At 70.6% G+C, this 21,750-nt stretch carries 11 protein-coding genes; all 11 read right to left on the bottom strand.

Annotated elements, in window-relative coordinates; genetic code table 11:
• Nucleotides 1–3 precede the first annotated feature (3 nt).
• The 11 genes from IFSED24_RS04495 to IFSED24_RS04445 all read right to left on the bottom strand — a co-directional run bounded on the left by IFSED24_RS04495 (nucleotide 4) and on the right by IFSED24_RS04445 (nucleotide 21,662).
• Nucleotides 4–2,571, bottom strand: coding sequence for an ATP-dependent DNA helicase (locus IFSED24_RS04495; RefSeq protein WP_491334025.1), 2,568 nt, complete (start codon nucleotides 2,569–2,571; stop codon nucleotides 4–6).
• Nucleotides 2,561–4,645, bottom strand: coding sequence for an NAD-dependent DNA ligase LigA (ligA, locus tag IFSED24_RS04490; RefSeq protein ID WP_491334024.1), 2,085 nt, complete (start codon nucleotides 4,643–4,645; stop codon nucleotides 2,561–2,563). Before ligA ends, IFSED24_RS04495 begins: the two co-directional genes overlap by 11 nt.
• 30 nt (nucleotides 4,646–4,675) lie before the next feature.
• A complete protein-coding gene (locus tag IFSED24_RS04485) occupies nucleotides 4,676–6,607 on the bottom strand; it encodes a BamA/TamA family outer membrane protein (RefSeq protein WP_491334023.1) in 1,932 nt (643 codons plus the stop codon).
• Nucleotides 6,573–9,986, bottom strand: a complete 3,414-nt coding sequence (locus IFSED24_RS04480; protein WP_491334022.1) for a DUF8818 domain-containing protein — start codon at nucleotides 9,984–9,986, stop codon at nucleotides 6,573–6,575. Before IFSED24_RS04480 ends, IFSED24_RS04485 begins: the two co-directional genes overlap by 35 nt.
• A 22-nt stretch (nucleotides 9,987–10,008) precedes the next feature.
• Nucleotides 10,009–10,986 carry an NHL repeat-containing protein gene (locus IFSED24_RS04475; RefSeq protein WP_491334021.1) on the bottom strand — a complete coding sequence of 326 codons (978 nt, stop codon included), beginning with the start codon at nucleotides 10,984–10,986 and terminating at the stop codon, nucleotides 10,009–10,011.
• Between the two features lies 1 nt (nucleotide 10,987).
• Entirely contained in the window at nucleotides 10,988–11,770 is a 783-nt protein-coding gene (locus IFSED24_RS04470; RefSeq protein ID WP_491334020.1) for a DUF5683 domain-containing protein, read from the bottom strand.
• A 12-nt stretch (nucleotides 11,771–11,782) separates the two neighbouring features.
• On the bottom strand, nucleotides 11,783–12,724 hold the full coding sequence (locus IFSED24_RS04465; RefSeq protein ID WP_491334019.1) for a hypothetical protein: 942 nt from the start codon (nucleotides 12,722–12,724) through the stop codon (nucleotides 11,783–11,785).
• 23 nt (nucleotides 12,725–12,747) lie between these two features.
• Nucleotides 12,748–16,239 carry an immune inhibitor A domain-containing protein gene (locus tag IFSED24_RS04460; RefSeq protein WP_491334018.1) on the bottom strand — a complete coding sequence of 1,164 codons (3,492 nt, stop codon included), beginning with the start codon at nucleotides 16,237–16,239 and terminating at the stop codon, nucleotides 12,748–12,750.
• Between the two features lie 111 nt (nucleotides 16,240–16,350).
• Nucleotides 16,351–17,370: a PorV/PorQ family protein gene (locus IFSED24_RS04455; RefSeq protein WP_491334017.1), complete on the bottom strand. Its 1,020-nt coding sequence runs from the start codon at nucleotides 17,368–17,370 to the stop codon at nucleotides 16,351–16,353.
• A gap of 49 nt (nucleotides 17,371–17,419) precedes the next feature.
• Nucleotides 17,420–21,484: a type IX secretion system sortase PorU gene (gene porU, locus IFSED24_RS04450; protein WP_491334016.1), complete on the bottom strand. Its 4,065-nt coding sequence runs from the start codon at nucleotides 21,482–21,484 to the stop codon at nucleotides 17,420–17,422.
• Nucleotides 21,474–21,662, bottom strand: a complete 189-nt coding sequence (locus IFSED24_RS04445; RefSeq protein ID WP_491334015.1) for a Trm112 family protein — start codon at nucleotides 21,660–21,662, stop codon at nucleotides 21,474–21,476. The genes porU and IFSED24_RS04445 overlap by 11 nt, the downstream gene beginning before the upstream one ends.
• Nucleotides 21,663–21,750 lie beyond the last annotated feature (88 nt).

The raw sequence follows: 21,750 nt of genomic DNA, 5'->3' as shown, positions 1-21,750 counted from the left end.
CGTTCAGGGACGATCCAGGAATTCTGCGGTGGCCGCGGCGAGCTGCCCGGTCTCCGGCAGCCAGCGCACGGGCACGGGCAGGCAGGACAGAAACGTAGCGCCGTAACGCCGGGTGATCAAACGGTTGTCCAGCAACAACACCACGCCGCGATCGCTGCGGCGGCGGATGAGTCGCCCGATGCCCTGGCGCAGGCGCAGCACCGCGTCGCGCACCATGAACTCGGTGAAGGGATTCTCTCCCGCGGCCTTGAGGCGCTCGCAGCGCGCGGCCACCCAGGGATCGCTGGGCACCAGGAAGGGCAGCTTGGTCACCACCAGGATCTCCAGGCTGTCGCCGGGGAAATCCACCCCCTCCCAGAAGGTGCTCGTCCCCAGGAGCAGCGCGGCGCGCGAGTTGCGGAAGCGATGGCGGAGTTCGGCCGGGCTGGTGCGCGGCGACTGCACCAGGATCTCGCCGCGCGAACCGGCGAAGAGGTCGTCCTGGACCTCCACAGCCATCAGCTGGTCGGCCACCGCCTGCAGGAGGCGGTAGGAGGTGAAGAGGGCGAGGGTCTGGCGCGGTATCGTCCGGCGCAGATCGGCCAGCACCGCGGCGATGGTGCCGGCGAACTCCGCCTGGTCAGGATCGGGCAGGTCCTCGGCGGCCAGGCAGAGCGCCTGCTCGGGCCAGTCGAACGGCGAGGGGACGCTCAGGGTGGCCGTGGCCGGTCGCCGACCAGTGAGGCCGAGCTCGCCGAGCATGAAGCCGAAATCGCCGTCCACGGCGAGGGTGGCGCTGGTGGCGACGGGAGCGCGTTGCCCCTCGAGCCAGAGATCGCGCAGCAGCGGACCGGACTCCAGGGGGGTGGCGCCCAGCGCCTGCACCCCACCGCGCCGCGCGGGCTCGAGCCACGTGACCCAGCGGTCGCTGGGGTCGGCGGTGACGAACCGCACGTCGCGCTCGAGCTGGCGGAGCAGCTGGCCCGCCGTGGCTGCCTTCAAAAGCAGATCCATGGTCCCGCTGGCCAGATCCTCCAGGGTCTCGGTGCCCTGGTTGAGCGCGCCGCTGGCGGTGGCGGCGGCCGCGGTGGCGGCCAGCAGTTCCTCTGTGGCCTCGGCCAGCGGCCGGAAGGCCAGATCCTTGTCGGCGATGCGCTGGCGCTGCCCCGGCACCGCGTCGTCAGCCGCCACCAGCCGCCGACCCACCTCCCGCCACCAGTGCGCGTAGGCGCGCAGGCAGCGGTTGGCCGACCGGCCAAGAGCCTCGGCCACGCCCGCGGCCGCGGTGGCGCCGGGTAGTTCGCGGAGCTTGACCGCCAGCAGCGCCAGGGTCTCGGGCAGCTGGCCGGCCGGCCGCGTCTTGCCCAGGAGGTCCTCCAGGTCGGCCAGGCGATGGTGGTCCAGCCGCACGGTGGCCGCGTCGAGCATGGTCGCCGGCAGGCGGTGCGCCTCGTCCACCACCAGATCCTGGTAGGGACCGATGAGCGTGCCGCCGGCGTGCAGATCGCTGAGCAGCAGCGCGTGGTTGACCACCACCAGCCGAGCGTCGCGCGCCAGGCGGCGCGCCCTGGTGACGAAGCAGTCGTCGTGCTCGTAGCAATCGGGCGTGCAGGGCTGGCTGCCGTCGAAGAGCGCGGACAGGTCCGCCGCCAGCAGCGGATGGTCGACCAGTTCGTCGCGCATGCCCTCGGTGGTGGCCAGGAGCCAGAGCCGGAAGACCGCCGTCCGCAGCAGCTCGACCGCGTCCTCCGCCGGGCGCGTGAGGTAGGCCTTGCGCTGGCGCAGGCAGAGGTAGTTGCGCCGGCCCATGAGCAGCCGGGCCTGCCAGCCCTGGCGGTCGGCGGTCAGCAGCGGCAGATCGCCCGCGAGGATCTGGGTCTGCAGCGCGCGGCTGTAGGTGGAGATCACGGCCCGTTCGTGGCCGGCGTTCAGCCGGGCCACCAGCGGCGCCAGGTACGCCAGGGTCTTGCCCGTGCCGGTACCCGCCTCGGCGAGCAGAGCGCGGTCGGCAGCCAGCGCGCGCGCCACGCCGGTGGCCAGGTCGGCCTGTTCCTGGCGCGGGGTGAACGACTTGCCGTATCGCGAGCCCAGTCCGTCGGCGGCGAGCAGGAAGGCGGCCAGGTCGGCGGGATCGGTGGGGATCTTGGGTGCGGTGGCCGGCGGTGCCGGTGACGGCGCCACCGGCGCGGTGCCGAACGGACTGCCGGCAGCGGCCAGTCGGTCCAGAACGTCGAGGACGGCTCCGGCGCCGCTCACGGCGCGGTCGAACAGGCTCCGGCATGCCTGGCGCTCGGCGGGAGGCAGGTCCCGCCAGGTTGCGAGGCGCTGCCAGGTCCGGCGCAGCGGATCGCCGGAGCCGGTTCCGGCGGGTCGGGGACACAGCGGGTCCAGGAGCGACCAGAACAGTTCGGGACGGATCGCCCAGGCGCCTCCCGTCAGACGGTGGATCAGGGCGTCCCGGGGAGCGGTTTCGGTGACCAGGACGCTCCCCGCGCCCAGCTTGCGCGCCGGCGTCTCCGCCGTGGAGGCATGGCCCACGTCCCACTCGTGCCCGTCCTCGACGATGATCAGCCGTGCGTGGTCAGGACTCAAGGGCCGACTCCGCCGCCGCCAACCGCTCGCGCAACGCCGTCTCGTCCAGGATCTCGATGCCGAGCTGCTCGGCCTTGGCCAGCTTGCTGCCCGACTTCTCGCCGGCAACCAGCGCCGCGGTCTGCTTGCTCACGCTGCCGGCCACCTTGCCGCCGCAGCGCTCGATGGCGGCCTTGGCCTCGGCCCGGGTCAGGGAGGGCAGGGTGCCGGTCAGCACGAAGGTGCGGCCGGCGATGGGGTTGGCCGCCGAAGGCGCCGGCAGCGCCGGCGGCTGCTCCTCCCGCTCGAGGAAGAATCCCACCGCGCGTAGATCCGCGATGAGCGCGCGCGCGGCGGGGTCGGCGAACCAGCCGGTGATGGCCTCGGCGACCACGGGACCGATGTCCGACAGGTCGGCCAGGTCCCCGGCCGGCGCCGCCGCCAGGGCGTCCATGCCTGGGTACTCGCGGGCCAGGGTGGTGGCCGTGGTGATGCCCACCTGGGGAATGCCCAGCGCGAAGATCTTGTTGGCCCAGGGACGGGTCGGCGTGGCCGCCAGCGAGCGCAGCAGGTTGTCCGCCGACTTCTCGCCCCAGCCGGGAAGTTCGGCCAGCTGTTGGCGGTCCAGGCGGAAGAGGTCGGCCGGACTGCGAACCCAGTCCTGGGCGAGGAAGAGGTCGATCCAGCGCCCGCCCAGCCCCTCGATGTCGCAGGCCTGCCGGCTGGCGAAATGACGGAGCCGCCCCGCCAGCACCGCCGGACAGAAGGGATTCCCGCAGCGCAGGGCGACCTCGCCATCGCGCCGGACCACGGGCGCCTGGCAGACCGGGCACGCGGTGGGGACCGGCAGCGGCTGCTGGGTGCCGTCGCGCTCCTCGGGCAGCGCGCGCAGCACCTTGGGGATGATGTCGCCGCCCTTGGCCAACGCCACCCGGTCGCCCGGCCGGATGTCCTTGCGCTCGAGCTCCTCCCAGTTGTGCAGGGTGGCGCGGCTGACCGTGGTGCCGGCCAGCTGCACCGGCATGAGTTCGGCCACCGGAGTGATCACACCGGTGCGGCCGACCTGCAGCGTGATGGCCCGCAGCGTGGTCAGGGCCTCCTCGGCGGTGTACTTGAACGCCAGCCCCCAGCGCGGCGCCTTGGCGGTCAGGCCGAGGCGCCGCTGCTGGGCGGTCTGGTCGACCTTGATCACCGCGCCGTCGATCTGATAGTCGAGCTGGTCGCGCTGCTCCTCGATGGCGTCGAGGGCGACGGTCAGTTCCGCCAGGTCCGTGGCCAGGTGCAGGATGGGATTGACCGGCAGGCCGAGCGTGCGCAGCGCCGTCAGCTCGTCCTGGTGGCTGGCCAGATCCCGCGACTCGTCCCAGGCGTCCAGGTCGGACAGGGGGAAGAGCTGGTAGAAGAACACCGACAGGCCGCGCCGCTGGACCTCGGCGGGGTCCAGGGTCTTGAGCGTGCCGGCGGTGGCGTTGCGGGGGTTGGCCAGGGGTTCGACACCGCCAGCGAGGCGTTCGCGGTTCAGCTCGGCGAAGCGCGACAGCGCGAGGTAGGCCTCGCCGCGCGCCTCGAAGGCGGTCCAGCCGGCGGGCAGCGCTCCGGCCCAGCCGTCCGCCAGCTCGACGGGGATCTCCGCGAAAGTGGCGGCGTTGCGCGTGATGAGGTCGCCGTGCTGGCCGTCGCCCCGGGTGAGCGCCGCCGTGAGGCGACCGTCACGGTAGCGGACCGCGAGCGCCACGCCGTCCATCTTGGGCTCGACGGTGTAGGCCACGGGTTGAGCGGAGCCGAGGCCGCGCCGCACGCGCTGGTCGAAGGCGGCCACCTCGGCGGGATCGTAGCTGTTCTGGAGGCTGAGCATGGGGCGCGAGTGGGGCGCCGCCGCGAAGCGCTCGTCGTGGTCGTCGCCCACCAGGACCGTGGGGCTGGCGGCATCGGCCAGTTCGGGATGCGCCGCCTCCAGCGCCTGGAGTTCCTGCTCCAGGACGTCGTATTCGCTGTCGGTGATCTCGGGCGCGGCCTCGCGGTAGTAGAGCTCGCGGTGGCGCTGGATCTCGGCGCGCAGCGCGGCCAGACGACGCCGCGCCTCCTCCTTGTTCATGCCCACCTCCGGCCGCTGGCGCCCGCCGGGCTAGAAGCTGCCCAGCAGAGACACGTGCAGCTTGGCTGTCTCGAAATTCACGTCGCCCGGGAAGCCCACCGCCAGATCGAGCCGACCGGGGGCGGCCGAGGTCATCAGCCCCAGCCCGAATCCCACGTTGGTCCCGCTGCGTCGCGCCAGCGGTCCATCGGTCGCCTCACCCTCGCGGACGGAGAATTCAAAATATCCCACATCCACGAAGGTGTAAACCCGCGAGCGACGGGCGCGGCCGAGCCGGACCTCCACGCCGCCCCAGGCCACCGTCTCGCCGTGGAACTCGTCCTCCCGGTAGCCGCGCAGCGTCCTGGCGCCACCGAACCGGTACTGTTCGGAGAGCGATACGGGGCGCGTGTCCGCGTCGATCTGACGGAAGCTCGCGCGTCCCGCCAGACTCAGCGCGGTCTGCAGCCAGAGTTCGCCAGCCAGGTCGCCTTCCAGGAGCCGCTGGCTGTCCTGGGTGCCGAGCTGCCCGCCCACCGTGGGCGCGTCCTCCTCTTCGCCGACCGGGCGCAAGGTGGTGCTCCGGCTCGCGGTCTCGATGGCGAACGTTCCCGACCAGCCGTTGCGCGCGCGATCGCCGCGATGATGCAGGATCGCTACCCGGCCCCGCAGGCGCTTGGTGCGCTCGATGTCGCCGTCGGGATAGGTGGTGCGATCCCAGCCCCAGCCCAGTTCCAGACCCCAGAGGCTGACCAGCGGCAGCCGCCAGTTGTTCTTGAGGCTGAAGAGGGTGTACTGATCGCGCTGCACCTCGCTGGCCAGCGCGAGGTCCGTATCCAGCGGCGTGCCCAGGATCAGGGGTTCCAGGTACGAGAACCCGAACTGGGCCCGATCGAGGCCATCGTCGCGCCAGCCCGCCCGGAGCCGACGGCCCGTTCCGGCCAGGTTGGCGAAGTCCAGATCCACCTGCCCGCTCAACCGGGTCCCCCCTTCCTCCTTGCGGCTCAGCCCCAGCATCACGGTCACCAGGTTGGGGCGGGCCTCGGGCTCCACGCGCCAGAAGATCCCCACGGTGTCGCTGGCGGCTGTCAGGTGGACCACGGGCTCGTCCACTCGGGCGTACAGGTCGCGCGCCAGGAGCCGATCGCGACCGCGCTGGAGATCGGATTCCCGGTACCGGCGGCCCTGTCCCAGACCCGCGGCTCGGATCAGGAAATGCTCGCCGCGGCCGCCGGGCAGGTTGCTGCTCTGCGGCCCGATCACCGCCCACGGCCCCGGCACCAGCATGGCGGTCACCGCGACCTGCGCCGCGTCGGGGTCGATGGAAACCTCCCGGGTCAGCCAGACGGGGAACGGATAGCCGCGCTCGGCGCACCCGGCCACCACCCCGGCGGCGCCGTCGAGGTAGGCCCGCAGCTGGAACGGGTCCCCAGGGCGGGGCAGCCAGAGCGCGAGCAGCGCCGACCGCCCCTCGAAATCCTCGCCCTCCACCGCGAGCGCGCTCAGCCGGTACGCAGGGCCGGGTGTGACCAGCACGCTGGCCCCGCTATCGGGCAGGCTCACCGCGGCAGCGAGATGCCCGCGCTCGAGCCAGCGATCGCGGAGTTGCGACAGGAGATCGCGGTGGCCGCGCACCGGGCCCAACCCCTCGGTCCCGCGCCCGCTGGTATCGGCCACGGCCTGCCGCCCCTGCTGTCGCTCGGCGCGCCGCAACCACCCCGACACCGCCTCGCTGTCCGCGACCGCCGGCGCGACGAGCAGGAAGGACGGCTGGCGTGCGAGCCAGGCCCGGTCGGCAGCCAGGTAGTCGCGCAGCGCGGGATCGCTCACGTCGGCGCCCACCAGTTCCAGCCGAGGCGGCCAGGTGCGCGCATCCTGGCCGGACGTGGTCCCGGCCAGGCACAGCGCCGCCGCCAGCGCCGCCAGCAGGCGGCCGGCGACAGCACGCCTAGAATCGCGCCGTGCTCTCGAGCCGCAGATCATGTTGCCACTCCCGCTGACCGTATTTGCGCCCGAAATAGGCGAGCGCGAAGGTGAGGTACCGGCTCGGATCCCAGGAGAGCCGGGCCGAGTTCTCCAGGTTCGTCCCTGGAATCGAGAAGAAGAAGGGCCGGGTCGACCCTGCCGGTTCATCGCTCTTGACGTCGGCCACGCGCACGTCGGCCTGGATGCTCCATTCCTGCCCCAGCCGCCAGCGTACCGCGGGCTTGATGGCGGATTCGCGCTGGGACACCCCCGACACCGCGTCGCTGCGGGTCAGGTACTCCAGGGTCACGGCGGCCCGACTGCCCGCCACCGGCCGCCACGAGCCCTCCAGCTCGCCACGCTTGGTGATCGTCAGGTAGCCGAGCTGGGTCGGATTGAACTGGGCGTCGGTGGAGCGCTGGTCGTCGCCGTAGTTTCCGCGCAGCCGCAGGCTCACCCGCGGCCCGGGGTTCCAGGTCAGGGTGCCGGTGTGCTCGCGGCGCAAGCGGTCCTCGCGACCCTGGGCATACTGGCGGTCCTTGGCCTCGAGGAAGTCGAAACGGTAGCGCAGATCGTAGGCGCGGAGGTGGCGCAGCAGGGTCACCTCCTGGTTGAGGTCGACCCGGCCGAGCACCGCATCCTCGTCGTCGAAGATCACATCGCGCTGGAGCAGCAGCAGACCCCGGATGTCGTCGGTGCGGCTGCGCGCCTCCACGCCCAGCCGCGTCTGGGCGTTCCAGGCGCCCCACAGCTTGTCCTTGCCCAGGAACCCGAAGTCCTGACGCCAGGTGAGGTCGCTCTGCACCCGGGTGGTGGCCACCAGGCTGTCGGTGCCGGCCAGGATCAGGTCGTAGTCGCCGCGGCTGGGGCCCACGTAGTTGCCGTTCTCGTCGTAGTCGCCCTGCAGTTCGCCCACGTAGACGAGTTGCCGGGCGAGCACCTCGGTGCGGCTGTTGTCGAGGCTGTAGCCCAGGCTCCATTCGCTGCCCAGTCCCGGCCAGGTGCCCGCGAGTTCGAGGCGCCCCAGCCGCGTGGTCTCCTCGCCGCCACCGGGCAGCAGGACCTCGCGCCAGGTCCCGTCGACCACCGCCCGCAGACCCGCCACCCGGGGTGAGGTGAGCGATCCCTGCCAGGTGCGCGAGTCGCGCGCGTGCTCCCACTGCGGGCCGCGCAACGAATCGGCCAGCCCCCGGGTGAAGCCCAGGTCGGCCTGCCACGGCCGGCCCGGCGCGATGCTGATTCCCGCGGAGAGTTCCTCGCGGCGGTAGCCGCGTCCGGCCGGTCCGGTGGACGCATCATCGTACCAGGACTGCCGCGTGTAGCCACCGCGCGGTTCGAGTGCGCCCACGCGCCAGCGCAGATCGTGGGCCTGATCCCGGCGCACGATATCGAGCGGATCGGCGGTGTCCTCGCTGGTGGCCTCGCGCCACGAGTGCCGGCCGCGCCCGCCGAGCCATTCCCAGCGCCCGCCCGTGGCCACCCGACCGGCGCTCAGCGACGCGCCGTGGTCCAGGCGTCCCAGGCCGCCGTTGATCTCGAGCAGCTGGCCGGGCCTTCCGGCCAGCCAGCGCAGGTCGGCCCCCAGCTCGCGGTCGGACTCTTCGAAAAAGCCCGGCGCGCTGGCCCGTCCCCCCAGCCCCCAGCGCTCGTAGTCGTAGACGCTCTTCTGGATCAGGAACGGCGCGAAATCCTGGTCGCGGTCCTCCCAGCTGGCGTCGGCCCGCAGGGTACCCCCAGCCAGGCCCACGGCGCCGCTGCGCACCGCGACGTTGGCCGCCTGGCCGGCGTTGTCGTCGGCATCGAGGTCGCTGAGGGTGTTGCGGTCGTGGTCGCTGAGGTTCCACTCGGCGTGGATCCCGGCGCCGGTGCTGTCGCCCACATCGGCGGTGACCGTGAACATGCTGCGTGATTCGGGCAGCGGCAGCAGCCGGCCCACCCGGTAGCTTCCCAGCCCGGGTCCCGCGTACGTGAAGACGCGTGCGCCGGTCTCGGTGAGGTTGGACAGGTCGTAATCCCCGAGGCCGGGGCCGGCGTAGAAGAACGACACCGCCCAGTCGCCGCCGTCCTCGTTGTAGACGTAGTAGCTGATCGCGCCGTCGCTGACCTGGTCGTACTCGCCCTCGCCCGGTTCGGTGGCCACCGCGCCCGGCGCCACGGCGGCCAACTCGTCATCGCCGGCGGCTCGCAGGATGTCCTCGTCCTCGGGGCTCAATTCCCCGCTGCGCAGCCGGCCGGAATCGTCGGCCTCCCTGGTCAGGCGCGCCATGACCCGGCCAGGCGCCTCGCCCAGTTCGAAGTCGACGCCGCCGCCGCCACCCACCACCCCGCGGCTGTAGGGCCCCTCGCCCTCCTCGTACTCCACGACGATGATCGAATCGGCGGTGATCAGGCGACGGTACGTGAAGGTGACCGTCCCGCGCACGTAATCGATGACGTAGTCACGATCCGAGCCCCGCGTCAGGACCTCGCCGTCGAGGGTCACGCGCTCGGTGCCGGCCACGATGAAGAGGTTCTGGCTCGACTCGTTGGTGCCGAGGAAGTACGGCCCCTGGTTCGACTCCTCGCCGCGCAGCTCCACCGTGCGGTAGAGGCCGCGGGGCGAACCGAACAGCGCCTCGGCGCGCAGCCGGCCGGGGTAGGTCTCCAGCGAGAACCCCTGGAGTTTGCGCCGGTAACCGCCATAGAACGAGCCCGTGCGGCGCGCCTCGAAATCACCCAGGGTGGCTTTCCATTGCGAGGCTTGCAGCTCCACCAGCACCTTGTCGATGTCCTGGAGCTCCTCGGTGTTGCCCTCGGGCACCACGGGCAGGTTGTCGTCGGTGAGAGTGGCGCGCACGTAGATGTCGCGGGTCAGCTGTCCGGAGACGTTCAGGCGCAGGTTCTGGTCCACGGCCATCTCCTGGCGCGACCCCGAGGAGACGTAGACCGACTTGCTGCCGCGGACCTCGAGGCTGCCCACGTCGTCCAGGGTCCAGGTCTCCAGCGGTGTCGGCGCCACTGGCCGACCCGTTTCGTCGCGCGCCGGCGGTGGCGCCATGGTCCTCAGCCCGATGCGCCCTGACGAGAGCCCGGGGTGGTAGCGGTACTCGGCCACCGCCACCACGGTGCCCTCGGTGGACCACGGCCGCAAGGGGACGACCTCGCCGCCCCGCGCCCGCAGCCGGTAATCGGTGCCGAGCACCCAGGAGCGTCCCGCCACCCGCAGCGAGAAGCTGGCCGGGACGATGCCGCCGTGGGCCAGCACCAGCGCTCGCCTGTCGGCGCCCAGGAGGAAGAATTCGCGCTCGAGGACGGTGCCGTCGGTCTGGGCACGCGCCTCGGCGCAGGTCAGCACGCCGAACAGCAGCCAGAGCGCGATCCGGACCGCACCTGCGACGGTGCTGCGGCGCCCGCTCACCAGCCACCTCCTCGGCTGCGGATCACTCGTAGGTGATGCGGAAGACCAGGACGGCGCCGCGCAGCCGGTCGCTCACCGCCAGCTGCTGATCGGGGCCCACGGCCACGTCCACCGGTCCCAGCGGCGTGGCCTTGAGGTCGAGGCCCGGGCCGATGTCCAGCAACAGCCGCCCCCGGGCGTCGAGCACGTGCACCACTCCCGAGGCCGGATCGGCCACGAAGACGTTGCCCCAGCGGTCGGCGTCGGTGCCCTGCGGGGCCACGAAGGGGTTGTCGAGGTCGAACTCGCCGCCCCAGGTGGCTTCCCAGTAGCCCAGCCGGTTGAAGCGCTGCAGCCGACGGTTGCCCCGGTCGGCCACCACGAACCCGCCGTTGGGCAGGAAGGCCACTCCACTCGGCTCGTCGAATTGTTCGCGATGCGGTCCCGGGTTGCCCACCCGGCTCTGGAGCGCGAGGAAGCTGTCGAGAACCAGGACTTGCTCCTCGCCGCCGTCGGTCACCACCACACGCCCGTCCAGGTCGAGGTCGAAGGCGCTGGGCACGGTGTCGAACGCAGGATCGAGGGTCTCGAAGTTGACGATGCGGTCCTGGTAGACTCCGCCCAGGTCGTACCGGTAGAGCGCACGGCTGCCGATATCCAGCACCAGCACCTTGAACCCGTCGATGCGGGCGGCCACCGGCCGGAAGGGGCGCGACGGCGGCTGGTCGAACTCGTACCAGGTGCGCGAGCGCGGGTCGAGGCCATGGACCTTGCCGCGGCCCTCGTCGCAGACCACCAGGGTCCCGTCCTCGCCCCAGCCCACGCCCCCCAGACCCTCGAAGGGGAAATAGGGCGCCGAACGGACGTTCTCGAAGAGGTAGAGCAGTTCGACCGCCACGGGGGTGACGCCGGTGGGCGCCGCCTCAGTGGCTGCGGAACGCGCCGGCTGGTACTCGGCCTGGGGGGCGCAGCCCACCAGCCCTAGCAGAACCATGGCGACGACGATGCTGCGTGGCGCCATGTCAGAAGCTCCAGGAAGCCACGGCCCGGGCCTCGGGGCGCGGCAACGGCCGCGACATCTCCAGGGCGAGATCCATCCCCATGATCCGCGCGCCCATGGCCGGGGTTCCGGAGGGATCCTGGCCACCGTTGCGGACCGCGTCGAAGATCGAGATGGCGCGGTTGAGGATGGCGAAGAGGATCATCATGTCGCGCCGGTCATAGGCCTCGTTGGCATCGGCGCGCAGGTTCTGGTAGTCGCTGCGGTACCCCTCGCTGCGCCACTGCCATTCCTCGCTCGATCCCGGCGGCGGAGGAGCCGCCTCACCGAAGGCGCGCGCCTCGCGGAGCTGGGACTCGTACCAGGCATCGCTGTCCATGTACCGGCCCACCGACTGCCAGAAGCCGTCCTCGTGGTCGCCGATCGTGCCGGCGTACTGGCCGGCCCAGTTCTTGTAGTCGTCCTCCAGGCCCGAGGCATGCTTGTCGAAGCCGATGTAGGCTCCCCAGATCACGGCCTCCACACCGAGCATGATCAGGCCCTTGGACTTCTGACCGTTGTAGAGCTGCCCGGCGCCGGGCACCAGCAGCGACAGCGCGCCCGCCTTCACCCGCCGCCCCGTGTCCGAGGTCCCCTGTCCCTCGTCCAGGGCGGTCTCGAAGTCCTGCCGGCCACCGATCTCCTGTGCGCCCAGGCGACCGTCCCAGTCGCCGGGGTCGAGCCACCGCGCCATGCCCTCCTGAGCGGAGGCCGCCGACCCTGCCAGCAGGATCGCGACCAAGATCACAATGCTCGCTCGCTTCACGTCTGTCCCCTCTCAGAAGGATACGGTGGCGCCGATGACGCCCCGGGAATAGCCCACCGGTTCGACGAAGAAATCGACCTCGTGGCTGCCGACCCGCAGCTGTTGGGGCTCGTCGCCGCTGCTGCCGCCACCGAAGAGCAGCCCCTCGAGGTAGGCGACCTGCAACACGCTGAACACCCGGAAGGCGATGCTCAGGTAGATGAAGCGGTCGCGCTTGGCGTAGTAGTCGTTGCTTTCCTGACGCAGATCGCGGTAGGCCTCGCGATGCGCGCTGGTGCGGGGATCCTTGAGGTTGGCGATGTCCGCCTCCTCCACCCCCAGGAAGAGTCGCGGATCGGTGTAATCGTCCCAGCCGAACACGAACTGGTCCCACTTGCCGAGGTTCTCGTAGTACTCGCGCCGGTCGGCTTCCTTGCTCACCCAGAGCGGCAGGCTGGTGTAGCCGCCGGTGACGTCGGGAAAGTAGTCGAAGCCGTCGCCGGCCATGTAGTCGTAGTCCGGATTCCAGTAGGGGCGGTCCGGCCCCCATTCGGTGTCGTACGCGGCCTGCAGCTTGGGCTCGAACCAGTGGGCATCGGCGTAGGCGTAGTACTCGTCCTTCTTGTCGCTGCCATTGCTAGCGCTGGAGATGGCGCCGTACCAGGAGGCCGCGTCGAGGGCGATCTGCAGGAAGCCGCGCTTGTGGCCGAGGTACAGCTCGCCGGCACCGGGCAGGATCAGCGACATGAGCATGGGAACGGCTGGCGAACGGCCGCTGCTGGTGCCGATGGCCGCCTTCCCGCCGGCGAAATCGTCCTGATAGTCCCGTGTGTCGGTGGGAAGCTCGCCGGTCAGGCGCGCGACCTCGAGATCGGCCTGCCGCAGGAGCCAGTCCGAATCGCCCGCACTGGCCGGCAACGCGCCCAGGATCAGCATACCCAGCAGGGTCGCACAGACGAGGTGACGCAAGCGCATGGGTCGTCCTTTCACCGCGGCCATCAGCGGGCCACGGCCAGCGTTCGGACCTCGTCGGTCACCTTGCCAGAGCTCGTCTCGCAGGTCAGACGGGCGAGGTAGAGACCGGAGGCCACGTCGAGATCCAGGGTGTACTCGTTGATGCGGCCGGCCTCGGCGGCGAGCCGTCGTTCGAGGACCACCTGGCCTTCGAGGTTGTAGATCGTGAGCTCGGCATCCCGATCGGTGGCGCTGAAGAAGCGCACCGCGAGGTTGCGGCTGGTCAGGGGGTTCGGATAGAAGACCACGTTGTCCTGGCCGCGGGCCGCGGGGTCGGCGCCGCTGACGGCGCGCGGCTGGCCCACGGTGCCCGTGCGCGCCGGCCCGCCACCGAGGCCGAACCAGCCAGCCGACCGGGCCGCGGGGTCCTGGATCTGCTCGCCATAGAGGGCGATCCGGCCGTGGGTGAACCGCGTCTCCAGGGGCGCACCCACCAGGCCGCCCCGGCTCGCCAGAGCCAGGCTCAGCAGGTCCCCGTCGTGGGTCACGGCGATCAGGCTCGAACCGTCGTTGCCGCCGAAGCGGAAGGGGGTGCCCTCGAGGACCCGGCCGACGCCGTCGAGGCAGAAGAGATGCCCCTGGTCGGTGCTGAAGAGCAGTTCGTTGCGCGGGTCGCCGACGAGGTCAGCCACCAGGAGCGAACCCGTCACCCGGGTCGTGTCCGGGAGCGGGAAGATGTCGGCCAGATCGGCGGGGAAGCCGTTGAGCAGGGTCCCGTTGTCCTGCCAGGCGAACAGGCGCTGGGCGGTGGCGGCGACCACGTCGAGGTGGCCGTCGCCGTCGAGGTCGGCCACGGCCGGTTCGCCGATCAGTGCGGCGGCGGGATCGGGCCAGTCGACCAGGGCCACGCCGCCATCGTCGGCGACGAGCCAGCCCGCCTGGTAGCCATCATCCGCGAACGTGAGCAGCAGATTGCCTCCGTCACGGGGCACCACCGCCAGCTCGGTCTGGCTGGCGAGGTGACGGGATTCCACCACGCCGCCGTCGGTGAAGCCGCCGGCATCCAGGGGGACGAGGCGCCAACCATCGTGGCTGCAGACCAGGATCGCCGGATCGCCGTCGTGCACAACCACGCGGAGCGGGGCCACCGGTGCGGCGGGGGCCAGGCCGAGCAGGCTACGCGGCTCGCCAACGGTCTGCCCGTCCTCGTCGAGCAGGTGACCCATGCCCGCACCGTCGATGGCCAGGAAGAGCCAGGGGCCGCTCTCGTCCAGGGGGATCGGCTGGCAACCGGCGAGGAGCGTGTCCCCCAGGCTGACGCTCCACAACTCGGTGAAGGCGGCGCCGGGCGCGAAGGCCTGCACGGTACCGTCGCGGGTCCCCACCAGCAGGGCCGGCTGTCCTCCGGTCAGGGTGACCGCGGCCGGCGGTCCGGCCAGCTCGTCGGAGAGGGCGGTCACGGCGAAGCGCGGGGCCGAGCCGTCGGGCGGCGGGTAGGCCGCCTCTCCGTCGGCGGTCCAGGCGAAGAGCCAGGGGCTGTTCCCGGTCAGGGGATCGTCGCAGGCGACGATCAGGTCCCGACCGTCTGCTCCGGCGAGCGAAGTCACGCTGGCGGTGTCCAGCGCCCGGGCGGTGGCCGCGTCGTCGACCTGGGCGGCGGGCAATTCCACCGGCCAGCCCGGCAGCACCTGTTCCACCGTGGCCTGCAGCGCCATGACGGCGCCGTGGGCCTGGCCGTCGTCCACCATGTCCCAGAGGCGCAGGCCGGTCCAGGATCGGTCGTTGGCGCGGCTGGTGGGAACGCCGGCTCCCTGCGGGAACAGCTCGGTGTAACCCACGCCGTTCCAGGGCGAGAAGGGATCGCGGTCGCTGCCGTACCAGCCCAGGACGTAGGCGTCGAGCACACCGATGTCCTGGATGCCGTCGGCTTCCACCAGCTTGAGTCCGTCGCCGTACATGTTGATGGCGTTGTCGGCGAGGTTGGCCTCGATGCGGTCCATGTCCACGTGCCAGACCAGCAGGCCGCCCTCGGGCAGGAAGTAGTCGTAGTAGCCGGTGTTGTAGCCCTCGACGCCATCGATGTCGCCGCCGAGATAGAGCACCACGCCGGTCCGTTCGTCGGGCTCGCCGGTGGGATCGGTCTGGAAGTATAGGCCGCCCCAGCCAGTCTCGGGGTCGTAGGGGTCGTAAGGCGTGCCGTCCTCGGAGAGGGGCACCCAGCGGTTCTCCACCAGGAAGAACTCCCGCGAGGAGATCCCGCCGATGAGCACCTGGGGCTGACCCTCGTCGAAGGCGTTCCCGGCCACCCGGTCGTTATGGAAGCGGTACTGTGCCCGCGGGACGCCGACGGCGGGTAGCTTGTAGGTGGTGGCCTCGCCACCGGGCACGATCCCCACGTCCACCCAGCCCAGGAACCACTTGCACCAGGCCGAGAGCGAGGGCGGCAGGATCCCGGTGACTGGCAGGCCGATGATCTCGCCCGGGGCGTCGGGATCCTCCACCCCGATGGTCGCCGAGAGGTTGGTACCCGAATCCATGAGGTCCCAGACCCCCACGCTGGTCAGGCCGGTGGTGGCGTCGTAGACGTCGGGCAGGCCCAGCGCGTGGCCGAACTCGTGGTAGAGTGCGGCGGCGATGCTGCCGCGGTAGTCGTCCTGGTAGGTGGTCTCGGGGATCACCGAGCACTCGGAGAGCCGGCCGCCGCCGAGCAGATCGTGGGGCTCGCCGAGGGTGACGAAGAAGGTGGGGATGTCGTTGGGCGAGTCCTGGTTGATGTCGCTCTGCCAGTCGCTGCCGGCGTGGGCGAAGATGATGTAGGTCAGCGGGTGGTCGTCGTCGTAGTCGCCGAGATCGGCGGAGCCGTCGGCCTGGGTGCCGGCGTCGGCGGCGTCGATCATGTCGCGCACCAGGGTCTCGAGTCCCTGCAGCGTCCAGAAGCCGCCGGCGCCCGGGCCGTAGTCGGCCACGTCGGAGACCTTGTAGCTGTCCACGTCGCCCTCGGGCAGCACCCGTGATTCGATGGTCAGCAGCCCGCCGGACTGGTAGCGGTAGAACTCGCTCAGGCCACGCAGGTGCGACTCGAAGAACGCCCGGTTGTGAGGCGGCGGATCGATGGGCAGCGGATCGTCGGGGTCGGGCTGGCCGAGCATGAAATCGCCATCGGGCGCGATGGTGGTCAGATCGGGCTCGCGGTTGGTCTCGAACGCGATCCGCACCAGCAGGATGCGCAGGGTCACCGGCTCGGCCTTCTCCAGCCTGGCCAGCGGATCGGCGAGGCGCGCCGGGCCGAGCCCCTGCGCCGCGAGCCACTGGCGCGACTTGGCCGAGACATGGCGGCCGCCCAGCAGATCGTGCACCTCGTGCCAGCGCTGATGGTACACCTCCTGCCGGTGGAGTTCGCGGTCGAGGAGCTGCTGGCCGCCGGGCTGGGCCGCCAGTTCGTTCCACGACAGCTTCTGCACGGGAATCCGCCCGGCGTTGGCGGGAACGCCTGGCACCAGGGTGATCAGGACCAGCAGGCACGCGGCTCTGAGCAAGGACAGGATACCTTCACGACGCGGCACGGTGACTCCTTCCACCGCCCCCTGGTCGGTGACCAGGGGGCGCGGGATCGCGATGGGCGGCAGGGGACCGGCCCGGATGGCTCGCTACCAGCGGTAGCCCAGGGTGAAGCGGCTGACGCGGTCGAGGCCCTCGGCCTGCGGGACCGACGCGAAGTCGAAGATGATGGCCTGCTGCAGCCACTTCTTCATGTCCACGCCGAAGCCGAAGGTCCAGTCCTTGATCTCGCCGTAGTCGGCGTTCTTGTAGCCGGCGCGCAGGAACAGCGAACGGTCGTAGTTCCACTCGGCGCCCACACCCCACTCGTCCTGCGAGGACTCGAAGCCGAACTTGTACTCGTCGTCCTGCCACTTGTACAGGGGCAGCTGGTAATCGCCCACCAGCAGCAGGCCCATGTATTCGCTGTTGAACAGGCCGTAGGCCACGCCCAGCGCGAACTTGCGCGGCATGGGATCGGCCTGGTCGGCGTCCACGTGCTTGATGTCGGGACCGAGGTTGGCCACGTTCACACCCACGTTCAGGTTGACCGAGGGCACCTTCCAGAGCATGCCGAGGTCGACGCCGAAGCTGTCGCCCGAGCCGCCGGCGCGGTCCTGGAGCGAGCTGTCGGGAGCCAGCTTGTCGCGGAAGTACTTGATGCCGAAGCCCATGCCCAGGTTGGGCGAGAGCTTGAGCGCGTAGTTGCCCTGGATCACGTACTCGTACGAGGAGAACGTGCCGGTGGGGTTGCCAGCCTCGTCGGTGCCCTGCTGCTCGCCCATGTCGAGGTAGGTGAAGCTCACCCCGAAGGCGCCGCCGCCGAGCTCACCGGCGTAGCCGCCCCAGGTCAGGGCGATGTCGTCGGCCAGGCCGGCGGCCAGCTTGGAGTACATGAGCTGGAGGTCGTGCGTCTCGCGACGGTCGCCGAGGAAGGCCATGCCGCCGGGGTTGAACCAGGCCGCCGTGGCGTCCTGGGCCAGCGCTGTCCCTGCCTCGCCGAGCGCGTTGTAGCGCGCGCCGATCGGGAACGACAGCACGATGGCGCCGGCGCCGGAACCGGCCAGGGCGGGCATGGCGCCGCCGAGGACGATCAGGCCCAGCAGGGTGACGATTAGAGTGCGCTTCATCGGTCAGATACCTCCGTTGGCGATCATCAGGGACAGCGAGCGGCTGGCCCTATCTCATGATGACGAGCTGTCCCGTCTTGCGAAGTTCGTGGCCGTCACCGGACATGGTCCCGCGCAGCACGTAAAGATACGTTCCATTGGCGATCTGGTCGCCCTCGCCGTCGCGCCCGTCCCAGTGCAGGATGGCAGGCCCGGCGGCGGCGAAACTGGACCGGACCGTGCGCAGGCGCCGCCCGGACACGGTGTAGATGTCCCACTGCAGATCCATGGCGCTGGTCAGATCGCAGACCAGCCGGCAGGGGCCCGGCGTGGGATTGGGGAACACGGTGGCATCGCGCATGCCTGCAGCGCCCCCGGCCTCGACCACGAAGCCGAGGGTGTCGGTGCCCACGTTGCCGAACATGTCGCTGGCGGTCATGACCACGGTGTGCTCGCCCAGCGTGAGGTCGTTGGGCAGCGAGGTGACCAGCGAAGCCCGGCTGTAGCTGCCCGGCGTGAAGAGCACGTCGTCGGAGACGTTGTTGTAGATCCCGCTGCGGTCGAATTCGAGCAGCACGCTGTTGGCCGGATTGGTGGCGATGATGTTGATGCCGTTGGAATCCTCGAGGTCGGCGGTCAGCGGGTCGCCGAGGCGGACGCGGACGCGGCCTCCGGGGAAGCCGAGCCGGATATCGGGGCCGAAGACATCGCCGCCCGCATCGGCGCTGACCTGGACCACGGGCACCGTGTTCACCGCCACGCTGGCGGACCGGTCGTCGCTGACGAGGCAGCGCAGGCGTCCACCCTCGCCGGTGCGCAGGCTCAGCGGCGCGATGAACGAGGCCACCGCCTGGCCGCCGACGATGGGGCCGTTCCCCCGGAACACCGGCCGGCCGAGCCGCTGCCAGTACTGCACGGTGCCGTTGGAAATGACATAAGGCGCCGCGACATCGCTCTCCTGTGCCCACAGCTCGTACTCGGCATCGGCGCTCGGATCGAGACCGGCGGCGACGAGATCCACGTCCACCGCGTGCAAGCGCCCCGTGCGCAGGGTGTCGTCGGACGCCGCGCTGAATTCGAGGTTGCTCACCGGCTGGGCCAGGCGCAGCGCCGGATCGCCCATCAGGTTGTAGCGCCGCGCGTTGAGGATGGGCGTCGAGGGGAGGCTCTGGGACCACATCTGAGCCTTGCCCTGACGCAGGGCCTCTCCCAGGGTCCTGGTTGTCGACACGCTCCGGTCCGGCCAGTAGACCGCGGAGAACGCGTCGCTCAGCAAGTTGTTGTAATAGGAATAGCTGAGCCACGAGGCGGCGATGGAGGCGATGCCGCCACCCTGCGCCGCGGTCACGAAGTCCTCGCTCATGCACTGGCTGTTGGGCGAGGCGAACACGCCGACGTCGCAGCTGAAGGCCATGAACAGGAAGCGGCGGCCCCCGTTGGTGAGCGACTGGATGTCGTCGATGACCATGACCTGCTCGTCGGCCAGGACCTCGGCGGCGCCGTGCCCCACGTAATAGAAGACCGTGGTGCCCGCGCTCAGGCTGGCCAGCAGGTCCCGGCGGGCCTCGGGCTTGTAGGAGCCCACCAGCGTGTAATCGAGCAGATAGACCTTCTGCTGATCGAGCGAGGGAGGCATGTAGAGCCCCGATAGGACCTCGGCCTGTTCGGTGTGGGCCTCCTCGTTCCAGGCGGGATCGACACCCCGGTAGCGGAGATCGTCGGCGCAGAGCACCACCCGGTTGCGCCAGTTGCCCGCAGGTGGCTCCTCCTCGTAGGCCAGGATCCGGTCGACGAGATCGTTGGCTGACTGCACGCTGGTGGCGGGCAGGCGGCCGATGGCCAGGTCGGGTATGTCGTGGGCGATGTTCTCGGGCGGCAGATCGAAGGCCACCAGCGCCTCGTCCGTCGAATACGGGTTGGTGAGGGTGCCGACATAGGGGTTGCCGGGGAACGTCACATCCTCTTCGGTTGGCAGCCAGTCCACGAGTTGCGAGGACGGGTCGTGGTCCAGATAGTTGCGGTAGTCGCGGCTGGCATCGCCGAGCAGGCAGACCCAGGCCAGCCGCCGGCCGTATTGCAGCGAGTTCCAGCGCAGGAACTGGCGGATCGCGCGCCAGTCCTTCTGGCCGCCGCTGAAGTTGGCGTAGATGTCCTCGACGAAGACGGCCTGGGCCACCGGGCTCTCCACGCCGGGCAGCACGCGGCTGCGGAGATCGGCGAGGCGCTGGGCGGCGTCCGCGAACTCGGCGGGGTGGATCACGATGTAATCGACGGCGCCCACGGTCGCGCGCAGCGGGGCGACCTCCATCCTGAGCCCACGGTCGACGCCGAGCAGGTCGTCGTCGGTGAAGAGCAGGAGGTGCCGGGTCTCGCCAGGATCACGCAGGAGGCCCACGGTGAGCGTGCGGGGATCGCCTGCCTGCAGATCACCGGTTAGGCTGGCCACCGCTGTGGGCGTGGTCACGTCCCATAGCCGATGGTCGCCGCCGGCCGGCAGCGTGAACCGGACATCGGTGGCCGTGCCGGGCTCGGAAACCTCGTCGCCCCAGAAGGCGCAGGACAGCGCCTTGCCGTAGGCCCGTTTGTCCAGGTAGGCCGGGTACACCAGATCCAGGCTGTCGAACATCAGGGGCTTGCCGGTGTCCGCGTAGTTCGTGTTGGCCAGGTTGAGGCGATTGTTCCCGTTGACCAGCGCCGAAGACGTGCCCGCGATGATGATGCGCTCGAGATTCCGCTGGTCGTTGATGTTCCACTCGTGCGTGACCGCGCCGGCGGTGTCGTTGTTGAGCCAGCCGCGGGCGATGAAGCTGGACAGTGAGCCGCTGGTGCCGACCTGGGCGCGGATATCCATGAGCCAGTCGGCGCTGGATCCGGGCACAAGCCCCTCGACCGTGAAGTTCGCCGGCCAGTTGCCCGTGATCAGATACTCCCAGGCGAAGTTGTCGGCCAAGTAGCCGGTGACGTCGACGAAGCTCTTCTCGGCGTGCAGCCGGGCGGTGTGGGTGGTCACCGCGGGCAGGCCCGCAGGCTGGGACGAGACCGTGCCGATGCGCAGCGGCGATCCCGGCAGCGGGCTGGCCGTGGCGTAGTCCTCCCAGGTCAGCCAGTACACCCCCGTCGGGGCAAAGCGGTGGTCGAAGTGGTCGAGCCTGTCGGCGGCCGGATCGAGACGGTCGCGCCAAACCGAGGAGCCGAAGCCGTAGAAGAGGAGGCGATCGCCGAGGTTCCACTCGCCGTCATCGCCGTCGAGGACGGTGATGGCCACCTCGGTCAGGCCGGTGCGCTCGGCCTGCTCGTCGTCCGAGAGCTCGGGATTCTCGTCGAGGGGCAGCCCGCCGCCCTTGTAGAGGCGCAGCTTGGTGGGATCGACCCCGGCGAGCGAACCCAGGACCGTTTCCATCTCCTGGGCGCCGTAGGCATAGGCGCCGGTCTCGCTGACCTCGAGGCGGATCCAGCGATCGGTCAGACCGAAGTAGTCGGGCAGCGGCGCCTTGTCGGCGGGTGCCGGCAACGCCATGGCCGCGGCGAGCAGGCGTTCGTGCACCGCGGGGTTGACCACCGAGGGCGGCGCGCTCTCGGCGGCGACCCGGCGCGCCAGCCGCGGATCGTCCAGCGCCTTGGCCGCATCGCCCGGCAACGGGTGGACGACCTCGACGATGACGGCGTCCAGCACGCCGCCACCGGCAGCGGGCCGGATGGTGACGGGCGCCAGCGGAACCCCTCGCGAAGGCGAAGGCACGCCGACCTGCACCACCGGCTCGGTGGGATCCTGGGGCTCCTGATGCCACCGCAGGGCCGCGACCCGGTACGCGGGCGCGCTCCGGCCCGGCACCGCCACGTGGAAGCCGAAGGAGGGCTCGAAGTAGACCAGTTCGTCGGTGGCCGGTTCGCGGTCCACCGTGGGCAGCCCGGTCCACTCGATCCGGCCCGCCGTGGACCAGTCGGCTGGCGCCCGGTCGATGGGGAAGGTGATCTGAACCACGGTGCGCCCGTCATCGGCGGACAGCACCTTCAGCACGGGCCGGCTCATCACCGCACCGGGCGGTGGCGGAACGTCGGTGGCGGCCACCACCGTCATCGCCGGCAACAGAAGCAACGCAACGATCAACCAGGCGCCAGCCGGATTACGCATCATCCCGGTCCCCCTCCTCCAGACTCGTGGCTTCCTCGATGAGCATGATGGGAATGTCGTCCTCGACCCGGTAGCGCAGGCGGCAGGCCGGGCAGATCAGGGCCCCATGATCGGCCTCGGGCTCCACCGCCCCCTTGCATCGGGGACAGGCCAGGATTTCCAACAACTTCGGGTCGAGCATCGCTGCCTCCTGGGCTCCGCATCACCGGGTCAGTGGAAGACACGTGCATTCCGCAACGGGTCCTGCGAACCGGTCGAAAATGTAACCG

Source organism: Candidatus Latescibacter sp. IFSED24 (assembly GCF_058273205.1).
This window is presented reverse-complemented; position numbering and strand designations above follow the sequence as displayed.